13 protein-coding genes and 1 pseudogene are annotated in these 17,758 nt (G+C 69.0%); 6 read left to right on the forward strand and 8 right to left on the reverse strand.

All coding sequences use genetic code 11. The annotated features are described in order from the left end of the window. Positions 1-393 precede the first annotated feature (393 nt). Positions 394-2,089: pseudogene (locus tag AB0E02_RS14035) on the forward strand (PepSY domain-containing protein). Between the two features lie 690 nt (positions 2,090-2,779). On the opposite strand, the gene AB0E02_RS14040 reads toward AB0E02_RS14035, so the two are convergent. Then, positions 2,780-3,487 (reverse strand): NAD(P)H-binding protein, encoded by a 708-nt coding sequence (locus AB0E02_RS14040; RefSeq protein WP_362138660.1) that lies wholly within the window; start codon positions 3,485-3,487, stop codon positions 2,780-2,782. A gap of 116 nt (positions 3,488-3,603) precedes the next feature. Between AB0E02_RS14040 and AB0E02_RS14045 the strand changes: the two genes are divergently transcribed. Continuing rightward, positions 3,604-4,320 carry a TetR/AcrR family transcriptional regulator gene (locus tag AB0E02_RS14045; RefSeq protein ID WP_362138662.1) on the forward strand — a complete coding sequence of 239 codons (717 nt, stop codon included), beginning with the start codon at positions 3,604-3,606 and terminating at the stop codon, positions 4,318-4,320. A 171-nt stretch (positions 4,321-4,491) separates the two neighbouring features. Further along, a complete protein-coding gene (locus AB0E02_RS14050) occupies positions 4,492-5,028 on the forward strand; it encodes an IS5 family transposase (protein ID WP_362138755.1) in 537 nt (178 codons plus the stop codon). Between the two features lie 239 nt (positions 5,029-5,267). Here AB0E02_RS14050 and AB0E02_RS14055 read toward each other — a convergent pair whose 3' ends face one another. From AB0E02_RS14055 to AB0E02_RS14070, 4 genes are all read right to left on the reverse strand, one after another. Further along, entirely contained in the window at positions 5,268-6,026 is a 759-nt protein-coding gene (locus tag AB0E02_RS14055; RefSeq protein WP_362138664.1) for an alpha/beta fold hydrolase, read from the reverse strand. A 122-nt stretch (positions 6,027-6,148) separates the two neighbouring features. Continuing rightward, on the reverse strand, positions 6,149-7,693 hold the full coding sequence (locus AB0E02_RS14060) for an FMN-binding glutamate synthase family protein (RefSeq protein ID WP_362138666.1): 1,545 nt from the start codon (positions 7,691-7,693) through the stop codon (positions 6,149-6,151). Between the two features lie 146 nt (positions 7,694-7,839). Then, positions 7,840-8,448: a hypothetical protein gene (locus tag AB0E02_RS14065; protein ID WP_362138668.1), complete on the reverse strand. Its 609-nt coding sequence runs from the start codon at positions 8,446-8,448 to the stop codon at positions 7,840-7,842. 653 nt (positions 8,449-9,101) lie between these two features. Beyond that, complete coding sequence (locus tag AB0E02_RS14070) at positions 9,102-9,755, reverse strand: hypothetical protein (RefSeq protein ID WP_362138670.1); 654 nt, start codon at positions 9,753-9,755, stop codon at positions 9,102-9,104. An 863-nt stretch (positions 9,756-10,618) separates the two neighbouring features. On the opposite strand from AB0E02_RS14070, the gene AB0E02_RS14075 reads away from it, so the two are divergent. Then, on the forward strand, positions 10,619-11,329 hold the full coding sequence (locus AB0E02_RS14075) for a peptidylprolyl isomerase (RefSeq protein ID WP_362138672.1): 711 nt from the start codon (positions 10,619-10,621) through the stop codon (positions 11,327-11,329). Positions 11,330-11,605: 276 nt separating this feature from the next. On the opposite strand, the gene AB0E02_RS14080 is transcribed toward AB0E02_RS14075, so the two are convergent. The 3 genes from AB0E02_RS14080 to AB0E02_RS14090 form a co-directional block, all read right to left on the reverse strand. Further along, the gene (locus tag AB0E02_RS14080; RefSeq protein WP_362138674.1) at positions 11,606-12,091 is read right to left on the reverse strand and encodes a hypothetical protein; all 486 of its coding nucleotides are present in this window, start codon (positions 12,089-12,091) and stop codon (positions 11,606-11,608) included. Between the two features lie 433 nt (positions 12,092-12,524). Then, a complete protein-coding gene (locus tag AB0E02_RS14085; RefSeq protein ID WP_362138676.1) occupies positions 12,525-13,517 on the reverse strand; it encodes an immunity 49 family protein in 993 nt (330 codons plus the stop codon). Between the two features lie 524 nt (positions 13,518-14,041). Next, the gene (locus tag AB0E02_RS14090; protein ID WP_362138677.1) at positions 14,042-14,989 is read right to left on the reverse strand and encodes a LysR family transcriptional regulator; all 948 of its coding nucleotides are present in this window, start codon (positions 14,987-14,989) and stop codon (positions 14,042-14,044) included. Between the two features lie 381 nt (positions 14,990-15,370). On the opposite strand from AB0E02_RS14090, the gene sfnG reads away from it, so the two are divergent. Both sfnG and AB0E02_RS14100 read left to right on the forward strand, forming a co-directional pair. Next, positions 15,371-16,489, forward strand: a complete 1,119-nt coding sequence (sfnG, locus tag AB0E02_RS14095; RefSeq protein ID WP_362138679.1) for a dimethylsulfone monooxygenase SfnG — start codon at positions 15,371-15,373, stop codon at positions 16,487-16,489. A 50-nt stretch (positions 16,490-16,539) separates the two neighbouring features. Beyond that, on the forward strand, positions 16,540-17,757 hold the full coding sequence (locus AB0E02_RS14100) for an acyl-CoA dehydrogenase family protein (protein ID WP_362138681.1): 1,218 nt from the start codon (positions 16,540-16,542) through the stop codon (positions 17,755-17,757). Position 17,758 lies beyond the last annotated feature (1 nt).

Raw genomic sequence — 17,758 nt, forward strand, 5'->3', positions numbered from 1 at the left:
GTGCGTTGGCTTCCATGGTCCACCTTGGAGCGGCCGCGCGCTCACGCACTGGAGCAGGGTGGCCCCACCTCTTTCCCAACTTGATCATTCGTGTGAGCACTGCCTGGAGTCAGCGCCACCTGGTAGGTCGCGGTTTGGCTTTGGGAGTCCTTATGCGCGGATGGCGGCGTTGTCGCCCGTTGCGTCGGCATGCGGCGGAGATGTGGTCGACGCGGCAGCGCTCGGGCCCCGGCTTACGGAGCCCGCACGACACGCGGTGATCAGTACGAGAAAGACAGCGGGGGGCCACGGCGGACGACCACGTACCGGACCACCGCCAGGTGCAGTGGTCCGCACGCCACGGGCCGCCGGCAACGCCGGGGCCCGCCAGCCGGCACGGGCACCGTGACACCCATGACGAGGAGGCGCCGTGCCCTGCGCGGCGCACGCGGCTTCCCGGAGAGCGCCTCGCGCGCCTGCCCGCTGGGCGGTCGCGCTTGTCCCCACGGCCCTCCGGATTCCTCCTGCCCTCACGTGCGGTCGGCGCTGACCGGCCGCGCGGTACGACGAAAGACGCACCGCAATGACGCACGCCCCGAGCCTGTCCGAAGGCAGCTCCGAAGACAGCTCCGAGGACAGACCGGACCGCACGCCGGAGCCCGAGCCGGACGGCGGCAGCGACCGCGTACGGCCCTCCCGCAATCAGCTGTACAAGACCCTGTGGCGCTGGCACTTCTACGCCGGTCTACTGGCACCCCGCTGCTGGTGCTGCTCGCCGTCACCGGCGGTATCTACCTGTTCAAGCCCGCCTACGAAAACTGGGTCTACAAGGACCTGCGCACCGTCCACGCCGTGCAGAGCGCCAAGCCGGTGCCCCTGGCCGAGCAGGTGGACGCCGTACGCAAGGCCAAGCCCGAGGCGACCATCCAGTCCGTGACGCCGCCGAGCGACCGCGAACACAGCACGATGGTCACCCTCGCCGCCGGTGGCGGCGGCCCCTGGGCGCCGACCGTGTCGGTGTACGTGAACCCGTACGACGGCAAGGTGCTGGGATCGGTCGACAACGCCAAGACCTTCATGCGGAACGTCCGCGAGCTCCACGGCAACCTGCTCAGCGGAGACGTCGGCGACCGCCTCATGGAGCTGACCGCTTCCTGGGCGGCGATCCTGACCTTCACCGGGCTGTACCTGTGGTGGCGGGCCCGCGCCCGCCGCGGCCGGACCGGACGGCGCGAGACCTGCCCGCTGGCACGCCACCGTCGGCGCCGCCGTCTCCGTCCTCCTGCTCCTGCTCATCGCCACCGGCCTGCCGTGGACCGGCATCTGGGGCCAGCAGCTGCAGAAGGTCATCACCGCCACGAAGCAGGGAACGCCGAGCGCGGAGGACTACAAGGTCTCCTCGAAGGTCCCTACCACCGCCGACCACCTCACCTCCAACCCCGACACCTCCGTGCCCTGGGCGGCGGAAAAGGTCCAGGTCCCCACCTCGAACACCGGTCACGGACATGAGGGGCATGAGGGGCACGCTGGTCACATGGGTGGCATGGGTGGCATGGGTGGAAGCGGCGCCGCGCCCGCCGGCCTGTCCATCGAGCGGGCCGTCGCCCTCGCCCACCAGGCGCGCGTGCCCGGCACCTTCACCGTCACCCTGCCGCAGGGCCCGAAGGGCGTCTACACGATCTCCGGCAAGTCCGAGGCGGACCCCGCCCAGCAGCGCCCGTTCTTCCTCGACCAGTACTCCGGCAAGGTGCTCGCCTCCTACGGCTGGCCGCAGTACGGCCTGCTGTCCAAGCTCGTTGAGGAAGGCATCGCACTCCACCAGGGCGAGCGCTTCGGCCTGCCCAACCTCCTGGTCGCTCTCGGCACGTGCCTGGCCGTCATCGGCATGGCCATCAGCGGCGTGGTGATGTGGTGGCGGCGCCGCCCGACCGGCAAGGGCCTGGGCGCACCCCGCCGCGCCCAGGACGCCCGCGTGACCCGCGGCGTCGCGCTGATCATGCTGGTCCTCGGGGTGGCCATGCCCCTCGCCGGGATTTCCATGCTGCTGATCCTGATGCTGGACCGGCTGGTGATCCGCCGGCTCGCTCCGCTGCGCCGCTTCTTCGGCTGAGCAACCGAGACGGGGTGGGGAGCACGCGCCGACCGAGCGGCGCGTGCTCCCCGCCCCGAGCGGAGGCGAACGCAGGTTGTGCGCACGAGGCAAAGCCATGAGCGGCGCCTCTCGCAGTGACGCGAAGGTCCTCGTTGTGTCAGGCCGGCGATGCCGATCCGGCGACCCGTGGGCTGATCTTCTGGTACGGGACGGCGACCGGCATCTCGCACTGTGCCTCGGCGAGGAGCCGTTGCGCCCGGCCTGGGAATGGACCAGGGAGGGCCGGTGGGCAGGCTGTCGGCAACCGGTGCCGGGCTGGAGCCGGGGCCGGGCGTGGTTGTTGCTGGCTCTCGCTGACGACGCGGGCCGTGGAGGAGCGGCTGGATGACTGTGTCACCGTCCAGATGGACGCGCTGGGCTAAGCCAAGGCGTTCCGGGGCCCGGCTCCCGGCCTCATCGTTCACCCGCTCCACCAAGTGGGAAGTCGAGCAGACCCTGGGGAATTTCGGGAGTTCGGGATTCTGGCGGCGGTTGCGTGATGGCTACGGTCCCCTGTGGATCTGTCACGCAGCTGTACTGGCGGCACCTCTTTGGATCATGTCCGGGCCGGCACGTGGGAAGGGCGACCGGCAGGTGGGCTCAGATGGACGTCGACTTGGCCCGTGGGGGAGTGCGTGAGGTCCCCCACGGGGCCGTGGGCGGTACCTTTCAGTAGCCGATGGTGAAGCGCCGCTGCACGAAGCGCGGCAGCTCCGCCTCATCGATCAAGGCGATGGCCGCGTCCTCCACCGAGATGCGGCTGCGGCCTTCAGCGTCCAGGACCGGCTGGTCGCCGCCGATCCGGAAGCGGCCGGTGCGCTCGCCGGGGCCGATCTCCTCTGCGGGGCTGAAGTAGGTCCACAGCCGGTTCGAGGTCCGCAGGACGGCCAGGGCATCGCGGTGACCGCGTACCGCTGCGGCGTATTCGCGGGGCAGCCCCAGCTGGTCGAGTGCGGCGTGCAGCAGCTCGTCGGAGTCTGCTCGCACCACCCCCGGTTCGATTTCGAGGCTGCCGGCGCCGCCGATCACGATGAGCCGGGTCTGTGGGCGGCTCTCCAGGGCCTTCAGCAGGGCTCGCGCCGCTGTCGCGTAGACGGTGGGGTCGGCGATCGAGCGCCGGACGGTGTCCGCGAAGTCCTTTGCGGCATTGCCCGGCTGGAAGCCGCTGATCAGGACGTCGAGTCCGGAAAGGGCGCCGGCGACGCTCTTCGCGTCCAAGACGTCGACGCTCGCCCAAGTGATGTCGTCCCGACGCTCCTCGCGCTGCGCCTGAGCGGCGTCCCGGCTGAACGCCTTGACGGTGTGGCCGCGGTGGAGGGCCTCGGTGACGACGCGGCTGCCGATTGTGCCCGTGGCACCGATAACTCCGATGTGCATGGTTCTCCCCTGTGCATGCAGAAGTGGGACGCCCCTAACGGTGACGCCGTGCACAAACTATACGCCGTGAAGTATCTGCACGAAACGAAGTAAGTCGACGCTGTAGAGTGCCTGTTATGGCAGTCACGGGAAGCAGCGGAAGGCGCGAGCGGCTACGGGCCGAAACCACCGCCGAAATCAAAAAGGTGGCACTGGCGTTGATGGCCTCGGGCGGGCCGGACGCCATCACCCTGCGAGCCATCGCCCGCGAGATGGGCATGACCGCCAACGCCATCTACGGGTACTTCCCGACCAGGGACGACCTTGTCACCACGTTGATCAACGACGTGTACACCGCCTTGGCCGACGCTGTGGACACGGCCTGGGAAGCCACGCCCTCCGCCGAACCCGCCGTCCGGATCGAGGCGTGGGCCAACGCCTTCCGGACCTGGGCCCTGGTCAACCCCCAGGGATTCCGCCTCATCTACGGTGACCCCGTGCCCGGCTACCAGGCCCCCGAGGGAGGCCCCGCCCCCGATGCCGCACATCGGGTCTGTACCGGGCTCACCGCCCTCGCGGCAGCCGCCTGGCCCCACGCCCAGCACCTCTACCAGGGCAGCGCCTTCGACTGGTCCGACTTCGACTCCGGGCTCCTAGCGAAGGTGCGTCCCGCCTTCCCCGACTTGCCGCCCGCAGCCGTCGCCCTCGCCCTACGCATTTGGGGGCACCTGCATGGACTGGTGTCACTGGAGGTCTACGGCCACATGCGCAACCAGACCACCAGCCCGGAGAAGCTCTTCAGGGAGGAACTCGCCCACCTCATACAGACGTTGGGCATCCCGCGTCGGCGCTGAGCATCCCAAGCGTCGACAGGCTCTTTCAACTGTGGAACTGCGCATGCCCACAGCGTGAGGACGGAGACGTTCGAGGCTCTGTCCGCAGTTTCCATCCGTCGCGGCTTCGGCCTTCCTTCCCGCCTAGGACTTGTCCGACCGATCATGTGACGATTCCCAATCGTGTCGTTGATGTGGGCATGGGCGGGTGATCTGACGGATGCCGAGTGGGAACGGCTGCAGCCGTTCCTGCCGGTCAGCAACAGGCGTTGTGGCCGGTGGCGGGATCACCGGCAGGTGATCGAGGGGATTCTGCACCGGATGCGGACCGGCGTTCAGTGGCGTGACCTGCCTGAATGGTTCGGCCCATGGAAGACCGTCTATGAACGCCATCGCCCGTGGTCGGCCGACGGAACTTGGGAACGCCTGCTCCAGCAGGTTCAAGCCGAGGCGGACGCGGACGGGGAGGCCGACTGGGACACCTCGGTCGCCTCCACCATCGTGCGGGCACATCAGCACGCGGCCGGCGCCCGCACCGAACCACCGCCGGCGCCCACCTCAAAGGGGGGCCGCAGCGGCAGAACACCAGGACGAAACGCCGTGGCAGAGCCTGCTCACCCCTGGTGGAGGTGGTGCAGGAGACGACGTCGAGGACGACACTCAGGCGGCCGACCGCACGGCCATCGGCAAGCGCGTCTTGGACGACACGATGCACAAGGTGGCCGATAAACCAGCCCGCCCTTGCAGCGTCACCCAAGGATGGCTCGGCCGCGGCACCATGCACAGTCTTGCCGGCCGGGCAGACCAGACGGCGGAAGCCGATGAGTCCGTGGGCCGACACCCCGAGTACACCGATGTGCGCCAGGACCGCCACGAGACACGAGAGCGAGCGGTGATCATGGCCACCGTCCGCCGCGTGCCTGAAGCGAGAGCGAGCACTTAACCACCCGAGAGTCTCCTGCGGGCCGTTACCCGGGGATGTACTGATCGGCCCAGGCGCTGATGATGCGGGCGGCTCGCTGTGCCTGTCCCCGGGCGGTCAGGAGGTGGTCTGCTCCTTCGAGCGAGACGAAGCTTCGCGGGTGTCGTGCCTCGCGGAAGATCTCGCCGGCGTTGTCGATGTCGACGGTGTTGTCGGTCGGCGAATGCAGGACGAGTAGCGGCAGGTCCAACTCGCCGATCCGGTCCCGCAGATGAGCACGGCGGACGTCTTCGACGAAGGCACGCTTGAGGACCAGGGTCCTCCCGCCGACGAACCACTCGTGCGACCCATCACTGAGCACGCGATCCACGACCGCGTCGTACTGTCGCTCGACGTGGCTGGGATCGACCGGCGCCCCGATCGTGGCGACCGCGCGGACGCCGGTCGCCTCGGCCGCCGCGGCGAGGACGGCGGCGCCTCCCCATGAGTGCCCCACGAGCAGGTCCGCCGGGGTCCCTCGCTCCGCCATCATGGCTGCGGCACGGACCGTGTCCTGGACCTTGACGGTGAAGGAACCGTCCCCCCAGTCGCCGTCGGAGTCCCCGATCCCGAGGTTGTCGAAGCGCAGCATGCCGATCCCCTCGCGTGCCAGCTGCTTGCTGACACGCGACGCGGCCGGCGAGTCCTTGCCGAGCGTGAATCCGTGCACGAAGATCCCCCAGCCGCGGATCTCGCCGTCCGGCAGGTCGATCACTCCGGCCAGTTCAGGGCCGACGACGCTCGGGAATCGCACTTTTTCGCTCATGTTGTGATCACCTAGGCAGGGGCTGTTCGTGGAGCAGGGAAGACAAGGGTGCCACCGGCCGGCGCCACGTGCGCGCTCAGGGCAGGGGAGCAGCGGGCGCGGTGCCTGCCGTGATCGGCACGTCAGGTGGTCGGCTTCTGGTCGGAGGACTGCCCGGCGGTGAGCAGTGCGGTGATCTCCTCGGCGAGGTGCGGGCCGAGCTCGCCCCAGCCGTCCTTGTAGCCGTAGACGCCGGCCAGGGTGCGCGCCTCGTAGTCGCCGTTCATGATCTCGATGTCCGTGGCCGTGATGAGCGCCGGATGGGCGACGCCGACGGCCGCCGAGACCTTCAGCAGCTCCTTGCGGAGGGTGCGCAGGTAGACGGCGGCCCGGGTGGCTTTCGAGGCCGGGTCGAGGCCGCGGGCCAGCCACGGGCTCTGGGTGGCGATGCCGGTGGGGCACTTGTCGGTGTGGCACTTCTGGGCCTGGATGCAGCCGATCGACAGCATGGCCTCACGGGCCACGTTGATCATGTCGGCACCCAGAGCGAAGGCGACCGCGGCGTTCTCGGGCAGGCCGAGCTTGCCGGAGGCGATGAAGGTCAGGTCGTCGGTCAGCCCCCGCTCGGCGAAGACGCCGTAGACCCGGGAGAAGCCCATCCGGAAGGGCAGCGACACCGAGTCGGAGAAGGTGAGCGGCGCCGCCCCGGTGCCGCCCTCGCCGCCGTCGATGGTCACGAAGTCGACACCACGGTCACCACGCGCCATCAGCGTGGCCAGCTCCTGCCAGAACTCCATCTCTCCGACCGCGCTCTTGATCCCGACCGGCAGGCCGGTCTCGGCGGCGAGCAGCTCGACGAAGTCGAGCATCGAGTCGACGTCGCCGAACGCGGTGTGCCGCGACGGGGAAGCGCAGTCCTCGCCGAGCGGGATGCCGCGGATCTCGGCGATTTCCGGGGTCACCTTCGCGCCCGGCAGCATTCCCCCCAGCCCGGGCTTGGCACCCTGGGAGAGCTTGATCTCTATCGCCTTGACCGGGGCGCCGGCGACCACATCCTTGAGCTTGCCGATGCTGAAGCTGCCGTCCTCGTTGCGGCAGCCGAAGTAGGACGTACCGATCTGAAGGACGAGATCGCCGCCGTTGCGGTGGTACGGCGAGAGACCGCCCTCGCCCGTGTTGTGCAGGGTGCCCGCCAGCGCCGCCCCCTTGTTGAGCGCCGTGATCGCCGCGCCGGAGAGCGATCCGAAGCTCATCGCCGAGATGTTCACCACGCTCGCCGGTCGGAACGCCTTGGCGCGCCCGCGCGGCCCGCCCAGCACCTTGGCCGACGGCAGTGGGGCCTGCGGGTCGTGCACGTCGGGCAGCGTGCCGGCAAACGTGCGCTGCTTCAGGTAGGCGTGCCCCTGCGTGTGCTCGACGTCGTTGTCGGTTCCGAACCCGAAGTAATTGTTCTCCCCCTTCGCCGACGCGTAGATCCAGGTGCGCTGGTCACGACTGAACGGGCGCTCCTCGTCGTTGGAGGTCACTATGTACTGCCGCAGCTCCGGCCCGATCGTCTCCAACAAGTACCGGGCGTGCCCGAGCACGGGGAAGTTCCGGAGCAATGCGTGCTTCTTCTGGACAAGGTCACGAACAGCCACCAGCGCCAATGCTGTTGCGGTGGCCGTGGCGATGCTCCGGACGCGCATGAACTTTCCTCTCCTCGATGCTCGACTCCATGCCATGCGGTGGAGTCGTCGTGCCGGGCGTTGGGCGGCGGGCACGATCCAGCGGGCGTCAGCGTCCGTCGGAGAACGCCCGATGGTATTAGGGCTCGCCCGGACAGGTACGGGGGTCAGGGTCGCGGGTGGGGTGGTTTTCCCAGTGGTGGGTCCGGATTCCCGGTGACCGAGCCGTTGCCCGTCACATTCCGTGGCGGGAAAACGCGCGCCGCCGACGCCGAAATCCCGCCGCACCGGGTGAGGTGGAGGAGGCACTGGCCCGCGGTGCCGACTTCGAGCAGTGGCGCCGCTCCGAGCTCTTCCAGGTGCTCGTTGACTTCCAGGTCACCTGTCTCCCGCCAGACCGCTTGGTTGAGCGCGCGTCCGTAGGCGCGGGCGGGGTTCTCCAAGGCCGCGTCATAGAGCAGGGCGACGCCGCGATCCGCCGTCCAGAGTTTGGTCATGACGGTCTGCGCCGTGGTCATCCAGCCGTCCTCGTCGGCGCCCCGGGGTTCCGGGCGGGTGCAGGCGACTCGCTCAGCGTCTCGGACACACGCAAGGAAGTCCTTGATCGCTTGCACCTGCTCGGCCCGGCGCAACTCGGTGGTCGCTATCGACTGGCGCCGCTCCTCGGCTCGATCCGCCGACCGCTGGGCAGCATGCTGGGTGAACCCCGTCAGAACACCGCCGAGCACCACACCCGCGAGCGAGAAGGCCGATGCATAGTTTCCCTGCCACGCCAACTCTCCCTCTTTGACGAATCCTTGTGCATCAGCATCAGCATCGTCTCGTACCGGTCGATCGAGCTGGCCACGCCCAGGCATGCCTCCCACAACCCGGTCGCGTCGTCGGCCCCAAGTCCTGGGGCCGCCACGGCCACTGGGGTCACGGTCACTGGCCATGCTGCCGGGCAAGCCGGGGAGCCTGGTAGCTCTCGCCTGCCTCCCACGCTGCGCGGCGGGCTTCTGCCCACGGCCCATCACGGTGTTGAGATCTCCGAGCTCCCGGACTGCCTGTGGTGGGGTGGTCCGGGCCGAGTACCCGCTGCATCTTCTCCAGCAGGTCGGTAAACGATTCGGTCACTGTGGCGGTATCAACTGTGTGGGCTTGCCAGCGGGTAAGGGCGCTGTAGCTGAGCAGCGTACTGGGGTGTTCCGCGCCCAGGCCCTGCGTCCGGTCCGCCAACAGTGCGGTCAAAGTGGTCACGGCGCCAGTCACATCTCCCGCTTCGCCTGGAGGTTGGGGAGGTTACTGCGGGTGATCTGTGTGTGGTGGTGTTCGCGGCCGAGTGCTCGCTGCATGTCGGGCAGCAGCTGGGCGAGTGCTCTGACGGCACCAGCGATGTCTCCGCTCGCCTTTCTCTGCTGAGGGCCATAATGTCGCCTCTGGGCGCACGCTACGGCTCCTGCTTCCAATTCGGTGGCGGCTTTCTCGTCCTTTTCCTCCCGGTCGGCGTCGGCGCTTGGCTCCAGTTCGGTGGAGGCTGGGACCCGGACTGCTTCGCTGCTTCGTCGAGGGCGACGCACCAGGTACGAAAGAAGACGGCCGATGCGCCGAAAAAGAGGAAGATTGTGAGAAAACTGGCAGCGGTGAAGGCGCTGTCCGGTGCTTTCCTCTCAGTGGCGATCTGAATTCCGAGCCGGATGATCAGGTAGTTTCCGAGCACGAGCGCTCCCCAGAACAGTACGCGGGTGAGGTGCGCTCCGATCGAGTGCAGTGGTCTGAGCAGCAGTAGCCGTCGTAGCGTCACGGCCTTCCGCTCCTGGCGGATTGCGGCTGCTTCCTGCGCCGACGTGAAGGAGCGCTCCAGGTACTCCCGGACCTTTTGGCCGGCTTCCTCCTCCAGCGAGCCGAGCAGTTGCCTGGCCGTCACCCAGTCATGGAGGAACTGCACCTGCAAGTGGGCCTTCTCCATCACTTGCCTGGTTCGGTGGTCGACACTTCGGCGCACCCGATAGTCCTTGATGACCAGTCCGGCGCCACCGACGATTCCCGTGATGACCGGAACCAGCAGTGCGGGGAGGTACGGCACGATGTCGGTGCGGGCCATGTTTCCAGGTCACCTACCTTCCGCAGATTCTCGCAGGGAGCCTAGGAGCTGCTGTCCTATCCGGTGGCGTACGGCTTCGCGTGGTCACACCAATGGCGCACGTCCGGTCATGCCGTGGACATCCACAGCGGCAGGCGGCGCCACCCGACCCGGTGCGCCCTCGTGCACGGTGCGGTCGGTTCGCGGTGTGATCGTCAGCACCTGGCCCACCCGGCGTCGCGGTGTGCGGGGGTCATGCGGGCCGTATCCCAGGCGGAGGAGTATGTGCACGTAATTCCGCGAACCCTGGCGGTGTCCGTTCGATCCGTCCTACCGGCTCTGACACGACCCGTGGGGAACACCCTTCCGTGCGGCGCTCGTACGCAGGTCAGCGTGCAGGTGGTGGGGGAGTTGGGCGAGCAGGTCTGTCCGCCCGCCCATAGCCAGGGGTGGGGAATTCAGCCAGCCGCCCCGGGGGCACTGTGCCGGTTGGTTATGCAGGGTGCGGCAGTTGTGGGCAGGCTGCCGGCAAGGGGCATCCGCAGCAGTCTGTGAGGAGCTGGTGGTGATGTGGCAGCGCGAGGCGATCGGGGTGTCGGCTCCGAGGTACATCGCTGCGCTCAGTCCTCTTGGTCCGTCAATTCGCCGTAGCTTCGGGAGGACAGGGCCGGTTCGGGGGCATCCGTCGTGCACCGGGTGGCCGCCCTGATCGGCCAGCCGGCGCTGTGCCGCATCTGAACGAAGTGGCCTGCGGCCGCGGGCCGAAGGCTGGGAGGCGGATGTGGCTGGCGGCCGGGTTCTCGCCCGCCGAGCCGCGCTTTAGACTGCGACCGCTCCGAAATCTGGCGATCTTCTGGAGGGTGTGCAGGATGAGCCGAGCTCTCATGACCGCATTGGCTGCAGCGGCGCTGGTCGTGTCCGGGGGCAGCACCACCGCCTCCGCTTCCGATGACCCGCCGCGAACCACGCACGGTCCTTGCCAGTACACCCAGACCCCGGACGAGCCGGCGGCGCGGTGGGTTCCCCTGCCGCCCGATCCGCGGCACACCCCCAGTCACGGCACGGTCGGTATGGCTGTTCGGACCAGCCAGGGCTCGCTCCCGCTGCGTCTGGACCGGGCGAAGGCGCCGTGCACGGTCCAGAGCTTCGTGCACCTGGCGCGGCACCGGTTCTACGACCGTACGGTGTGCCATCGGCTGACGGCGTATCCAACGCTGAAGGTCTTGCAGTGTGGCGACCCGACCAGCACTGGTGAGGGTGGGCCGGGGTACAAGTACAAAGACGAGCTGCCAGTGGACCTGCCGCCGGCACCGAGCGATCCGACCGGCGTCCGTCGCCTTTACGGGCGCGGCTTGCTGGCGATGGCCAACGCCGGGCCGAACACGAACGGTTCGCAATTCTTCGTCGTCTACGGCGACTCCGCGCTGCGACCGAACTACACGGTGTTCGGCACGGTCGGTGCCACCGGCCTGGAGACTCTCGACAAGATCGCTGCTGGCGGTATCGAACCAACTGCGCAGGATCCGGCGCCTGTCGACGGCACGCCCGTGCTGCGGACTGAGCTGCTCAGCGTCCGGCCGTCCTGCCGATCCTGACGAATTGTGGCACGGTCAGCGCGGTCAGCTACACGACTGGCCGCGCCATGATGATGCCAGTCACGGCGATGACGGTGTCGTCGGCGTAGGGCAACGGGCCGCGCTGGATGAAGCGAGCGCGAGGTGCCCCTACGTTTTTGGTCTAGGGAAACGGGGGCTTTGGGTCGGGGTGGGCCGAGCAGCATGGCGGGGTGGCTTCGCGCCCTGTCCTGTCCGTGACGGCGGTCTATCTCGCCTCCGCGCACATGGTCCCCGCCCCGCTCGCCCTGGACGTGGTCACCACCGCCCCGTCGACGAGCAGACCAGGGCCGCAGTGCGACTGCGGGCCCCTGGTCGCTCATCACGCACGATGCCGTCCCTCTGCGCGCGGCGGAAGCCGATGGCGACCAACTCGCCGCACTCGTCGAGGCCGGGGGGTGTATCGGACCGGAACCCGTCATGCTCGGCGGCCTCCTCGCTGCTCAGCCCAATGGCCGGCTCGACCCGACGTCCGGTTTCCTGCTCAGATCCGCCCTCGACGCCGCGGGCAAGCGGTACTGGATGCTGCAGCCAGCCAGCCAGCCAGCCAGCCAGCCAGCCAGCCAGCCAGCCACGTACGGCGACGACCACGCCGGCGGACGCGTGCTCCAGGGATATGCCGCAGCTGGCGTTCGCCTGGTGGACGCCCCCGCCTGTGCTCCCGGCCTCGGGGCCGCGGCCCAACTCGCGCAGCGCACTGGAAGGATCGCCACGAGCGAGGCCGGCCGGTCCGGTGGGTTCCATGGAGTCTGTGTCCTGGATTTCACCCCTCCGCCGGAAGAGCCGCCCGAGGAGCGCACAGCGCCGGCAGGGGCACGCAGGCCGCTCGAGTTCGGCACGTGGCGGCGGGCGCACCGGAAGCCCGGCGTGCGGATCGGGATCCGCGACAGCGACGGACGACTTGTCGGTCCGGTCTCCAAGGACGGCGCCGTGGAGGGCACGACATTCACTCGTGAGCGCCGGTTCTTCCCTCGCACCCGGATCCACCGCGACCCCCCCGCTGGCCCCGACCGGCCCCGACCACAGCCGTGTACGAACCCTCGAACTCGGCTGCACCGCGTGGTTGTTAGGTCCCATCCGGTGCAGGCCGTCCGCGCGCTGCCTCGGTGGGGACGAGCCCGTCTCCACGACGATGTCCTGGATGTTGGGCCATGCCCACTTCCGCACCCCGGGTGGCCTACTTGGCGGCCCAGCGGCCCAAGTTGTTCCGGTTCTCCTCTGCCGCCCGGCGTGGCGCGTCCGGCGATCCCAGCAGACCGTACGGCAGATACCCCGACCGGACACCGAGTTCCCACCCATGGACCTGGACGGCGAGGCAGGCCAGGGCAAGGATGCCGAGGGGGAGGAGGGACCGGGGCGCAGGATCACCGGCATCGGCCTCGACGCTCTTCCGGTACGCGACCAGCCGGGCGACGAGGGCGTCCTCGAAGGCGTGCTGGTCGTCGTCGAGGAGTACGCGGAGCAGCCGCTGGTCCGCGCTCAGCGCGTCGCCCACCTCGTCGAGCCGCCGGGCGGCCTCCGCGCGCTCCCCGGCGTCCGGCTTGCGCAGCGGAACCGTAGGCCAGTCGCGGGGCAGATGCCCGGACGCCTCGGTGAGATAGGGGCACAGGGCGTCCATGGCGGCGAGGTCGGCGGGGTCGGAGACGGAGGTGTACCGGTTGTAGGGCACGCCGTCACGGATGGCGGGCGCGTAGTCGCCGCGCAGCAGCAGCCCGGTGACCCGCTCCCAGTCCCACACATGGCCGCTGACGACACATATCTCGAACATGTCGAGCCAGGTCCGCGCGGTGGGCGCCTCGTTGACGACGTTCCCGAAGGTGAGGGGACCGTCCCCGAACTCGTCGTCGTCCGGGTCGGTGCTGATCCGCTCCCCGACGAGGGGGAACCGGAGTTCCTGGTCCCCGTCCGGGAAGCACATGATGCTCAGCACTCCGTGCACACACTCCGCGGCGGTGACGGCGACCGTGCCGGCCGCAGCGTCGAGCCCCGGCTCCGTCACTGTTCGCGCGGCGACATGGTCGAGCAGTTCGTCCGCCATGGCCCGGATCAGCGTCGGCGAGATGTTGCCGTACCGCAGCGAGTGCCACCGCGTGTAGGCCCGCCCGTCGATGTTGTCGAGCGCCTCTGCCAACCGCTGCTCGCTGACATGATGGCATGCCACATTCCCCACGTACCCGTCCCTTCATGAACTCCACGACTGGACGAAGCACGTTATCAACGGGCACTGACAGCACTGGTGCTCCAGTCAGGAATCGTTGCCTGAGCTGGTACTTCTTCGGTAGTGGCAGTGCCGGGCGGTGGCTTGGTGGTGTCTGCGCCAGTGGGACCAGTTCGGTGCGTGGGCGATGGGTCATCGTGGGGTCATCGTCGGGTCTGGGGCGGGGAAGGAGAACGTCCAGGAGTCGCCGGACCTCTGCCTGTGCTGGGGACCGGCCCCCGCCGCCCTCAGGCACTCGTGGCCGTGCCGCTCACGCAACTCCGCCTGGCGGTTGCGCGACCCGACGAACCGTCCCCGGTGTCCGTGCAGGGCACCGCAGGCTTTCGGCGTGGTTGCCCCGCTCGCACCCCGTCGCGGCCGCTTTCCACCAGGTCTCTTGGACCGAGGCGTCACGCCGGACCCCGTCGAGAGAACGCCCTGAGCGCCTGGCCGGCCGCCGCAGACGTCGCCCTGCGGCACCACCACGGCACCGCCACTCAGCCAGTCGCCGCATCAGCCTCCTGGTTCGGCGATGAGCTCAGCGTCCCGCCCAGTTCCCCGGCCCGGCGCACGAATGTCTCCCGCAGGTCACGCGCCGCCCGCGGCACGGACTGGGCTCTGCGTCCTTGCAGCATCAGCAGCACCCGGGGCGCGGCGCCTGCCAGTGGCCGGTAGGTGATGGCGCCGAGTCGTTCCAGCGGATCCCCGATGATGCTGAAGTCCGGCAGTACAGTGGCCCCGAGCCCCTCCGCGACCATCAGCTTGCCCATTTCCGCTCCGTCGGTGGAGTACGCCAGGGACGGGGTGCGGCCGTTCAGGAGCCGGTGCACATAGCGGTTCATGACGTAACCGGAGCGCATGGCGATCAGGGGCTGGGTCAGCAGGTCGTCCACGCTCACCGCGGCCCGGGGTGCGAGCGGGCTGTCGGGCCGCAGGCACACCACCGGCTGCCCGTGCAGCAGTTGTGTCGACTCCAGGGCGGGCGGCACGTCGTCGCCCTCCAGGTGGTTCACCAGGCCGAGGTCGAAACCGCCCTCGGTCAGGGCCCGGTGTATGTCCGTCTGCTGCGCGGCGACCACCTCCACCTGGGTGACGGGGTGCGCGGCACGGAAGGCGCGCACCACCGGGATGAGCAGCGGCACGGTGGCCGCGTTGACCGTACCCACCCGCACCATGCGGCTGATGCGGTGCTGCTCGCCCGCCGCGGCCCGCAGCCGGTCCACCGCCTCCAGTACGCCGGCGATGTGCGGCAGCAGCTCCCGGCCCTCCGCGCTCATCGTCGCCCCGGTGCGTTTGCGTTCCAGCAGATCGACTCCCAGTTCGCGTTCCAGGTTTCTGACGGTTTCGCTCAATGCCGGCTGGGACAGGCGGAGTTCCTCCGCGGCCCGGCGCAGCGAGCCGAGACGCGTCACTGCGGCGATGTATTCCAGTTGTTCTGTCCGCACGGCAGCAGAATTCCTACGCCCCGGGACCGGTTCAAGGGTTTCCCTGTCACAGCTTCGTGAAATCCGGTGGTCCGCGATATGGAACCGGTCGGATTTCCCTTGACTGTCCCGAGCGGCCACTGCCACGATCGACGGCATGAAGATGCGACTGGACCTCACGCGGCGACGCCATGTCGACCTCGCGCGCGTCTTCAGCGCCTCCTGTTGCTCAGCGGCCTGATCCTCGCGATCTGCCGCCCCTTGGTCATGCCACGGCTGTCGCCGCACATACCGCTGCCGCGTTTTCACCGCGCCATTTGAACTGTGCGCTGCCGCGCGCCCGCCCCTTTCCCGGGATTTGGCGTCCCTGAACGACCATGCATTCCGCAACAGGAGTTCCGCATGCCCGCGCCCATCAAATTCGCCTATTGGGTCCCTAACGTCAGCGGGGGACTGGTCACCAGCACGATCGAGCAGCGCACCGACTGGGGGTACGACTACAACCGCGAACTCGCCGTCCTCGCTGAGAACAACGGCTTCGAGTACGCGCTCAGCCAGGTCCGTTACATGGCCAGCTACGGTGCCGAGTTCCAGCACGAGTCGACCAGCTTCAGCCTTGCCCTGCTGCTGGCCACCGAGCGCCTGAAGGTCATCGCCGCCGTCCACCCCGGACTGTGGCACCCGGGGGTCCTGGCCAAACTCGGCGCCACCGCAGATCACCTGTCCGGCGGCCGTTTCGCCGTCAACGTCGTCAGCGGCTGGTTCAAGGACGAGTTCACCGCCCTCGGCGAGCCCTGGCTGGAGCACGACGAGCGCTACCGCCGCTCGGAGGAGTTCATCCGCGCCCTGCGCCAGATCTGGACCGAGGACCACACCGAACTCGCCGGTGACTTCTACCGGCTGCGTGACTTCTCCCTCAAGCCCAAGCCGCTTAGCGCCCCTGGGCGCCCCCACCCGGAGATCTTCCAGGGCGGCAACTCCACCGCCGCCCAGCGGATGGCCGGCCGGGTCTCCGACTGGTACTTCTCCAACGGCAAGGACTTCGACGGAGTCGTCGAGCAGATCAACGACGTACGCGCCGCGGCGGGCCGAGCAGGCCGCACGCCACCCAGGTTCGGCCTCAACGGCTTCCTCATCGCCCGCGACACCGAGGCCGAGGCCCGCGACACCCTCCGGGAGATCGTCGCCAAGGCCGACTCCGACGCCGTCGCGGGCTTCGGTGCGGCCGTGAAGCAGGCGGGCCGGTCCACCGCCGACGGCAAGGGCATGTGGCAGGACTCGAACTTCGAGGACCTGGTCCAGTACAACGACGGCTTCCGCACGCAACTGATCGGCACTCCCGAGCAGATCGCCGAGCGCATCGTCGCCTACCGCAGGCTCGGCGTCGACCTCCTTCTCCTCGGCTTTCTGCACTACCACGAGGAGGTCGCGTACTTCGGCAAGCGCGTGCTGCCTCTTGTACGGGAACTGGAAGCGCAGCTTTCCGACGACGAGCCCTACCCCGCCCCCGCGCCTGTCTGACCGCACCCGCCTCTCCCACACTGCTCCGCCCTGCGAAGGAGGTCACCCGTATGAGCACCACCACGGCCACCGAATGGCAGACCCGCCCCGCCCCGGCGACCGCTCAGGACTGGATCGCACGCGCCGCCGAGGTCGCGGCGGTCCTGGCCACCGACGCCGCCGCACGCGACCGCGCCGGCAGCACCCCGTACGCCGAGGTCCAGCTCCTGAAGGACTCCGGCCTGGTCACCCTGCTCGGCCCCGTCGAGCACGGTGGCGCCGGCCAGGACTGGACCACCGCCTACCGCGTCGTACGCGAGGTCGCCAAGGCCGATGGCTCCATCGGCCAGCTCCTCGGCTACCACTACCTGTGGAACTGGGCCGCCCGCCTGGTCGGCACCCGCGAACAGTGGGAGCACATCGAGGCCGAGGCCGCGCGCAACCGCTGGTTCTTCGGCGGGGCCGTCAACCCGCGCGACAAGGACGTCGTCGTCACCGAGGAAGGCGACGACCTGGTCTTCACCGGCCGCAAGACCTTCTCCACCGGCAGCAAGGTCTCCGACGTCACCGTCCTCGAAGGCGTCCTGCACGGCACCGACCATCATGTCTTCGCGATCGTGCCCTCCGACAGCGAGGGCCTGACCTTCCACGACGACTGGGACAACATCGGCCAGCGGCTCACCGAGAGCGGAAGCGTCACCATCGACGGCGTTCGCACACCGTGGTCCTCGGCGGCCGGCTATGTCGACAAGGAGTTCCAGCCGCGCACCTACAACACCCTCAACGTGCCCACCATCCAGCTCGTCTTCGTCAGCTTCTACCTCGGCATCGCCGGCGGCGCGCTGGAGACGGCGGCCACCTACACCCGCAGCAAGACCAGGCCTTGGCTGCACGGCGGCCACGAGCGCGCGGTCGACGAGCCCCACGTCATCGACACCTACGGTGACCTCACCGCGAAGCTCTGGGCAGCCGAGGCGCTCGCCGACGCCGTCGCCGCCGAGGGACAGAAGCTGCACGACGACCCCAGCGCGGTCACCGACCAGATCCGCGGCGAGTTCGAGGTGCGCGTGGCGGCCGTCAAAGCCCGCGCCACCGAGGTCGCCCTGGAGATCACCAGCCGCATCTTCGAGGTGACCGGCGCCCGATCCACCACCACCGCCGAGGGCCTGGACCGCTTCTGGCGCAACGTCCGCACCCACACCCTGCACGACCCCGTCGCCTACAAGCGCCGTGAGGTCGGCCGCTGGGTCCTCGAAGGCGCACTGCCCGAACCCACCTGGTACTCCTGAC

It is taken from the genome of Streptomyces sp. NPDC048196 (genome assembly GCF_040652715.1).
Taxonomy (GTDB): Bacteria; Actinomycetota; Actinomycetes; order Streptomycetales; family Streptomycetaceae; genus Streptomyces; species Streptomyces siderophoricus.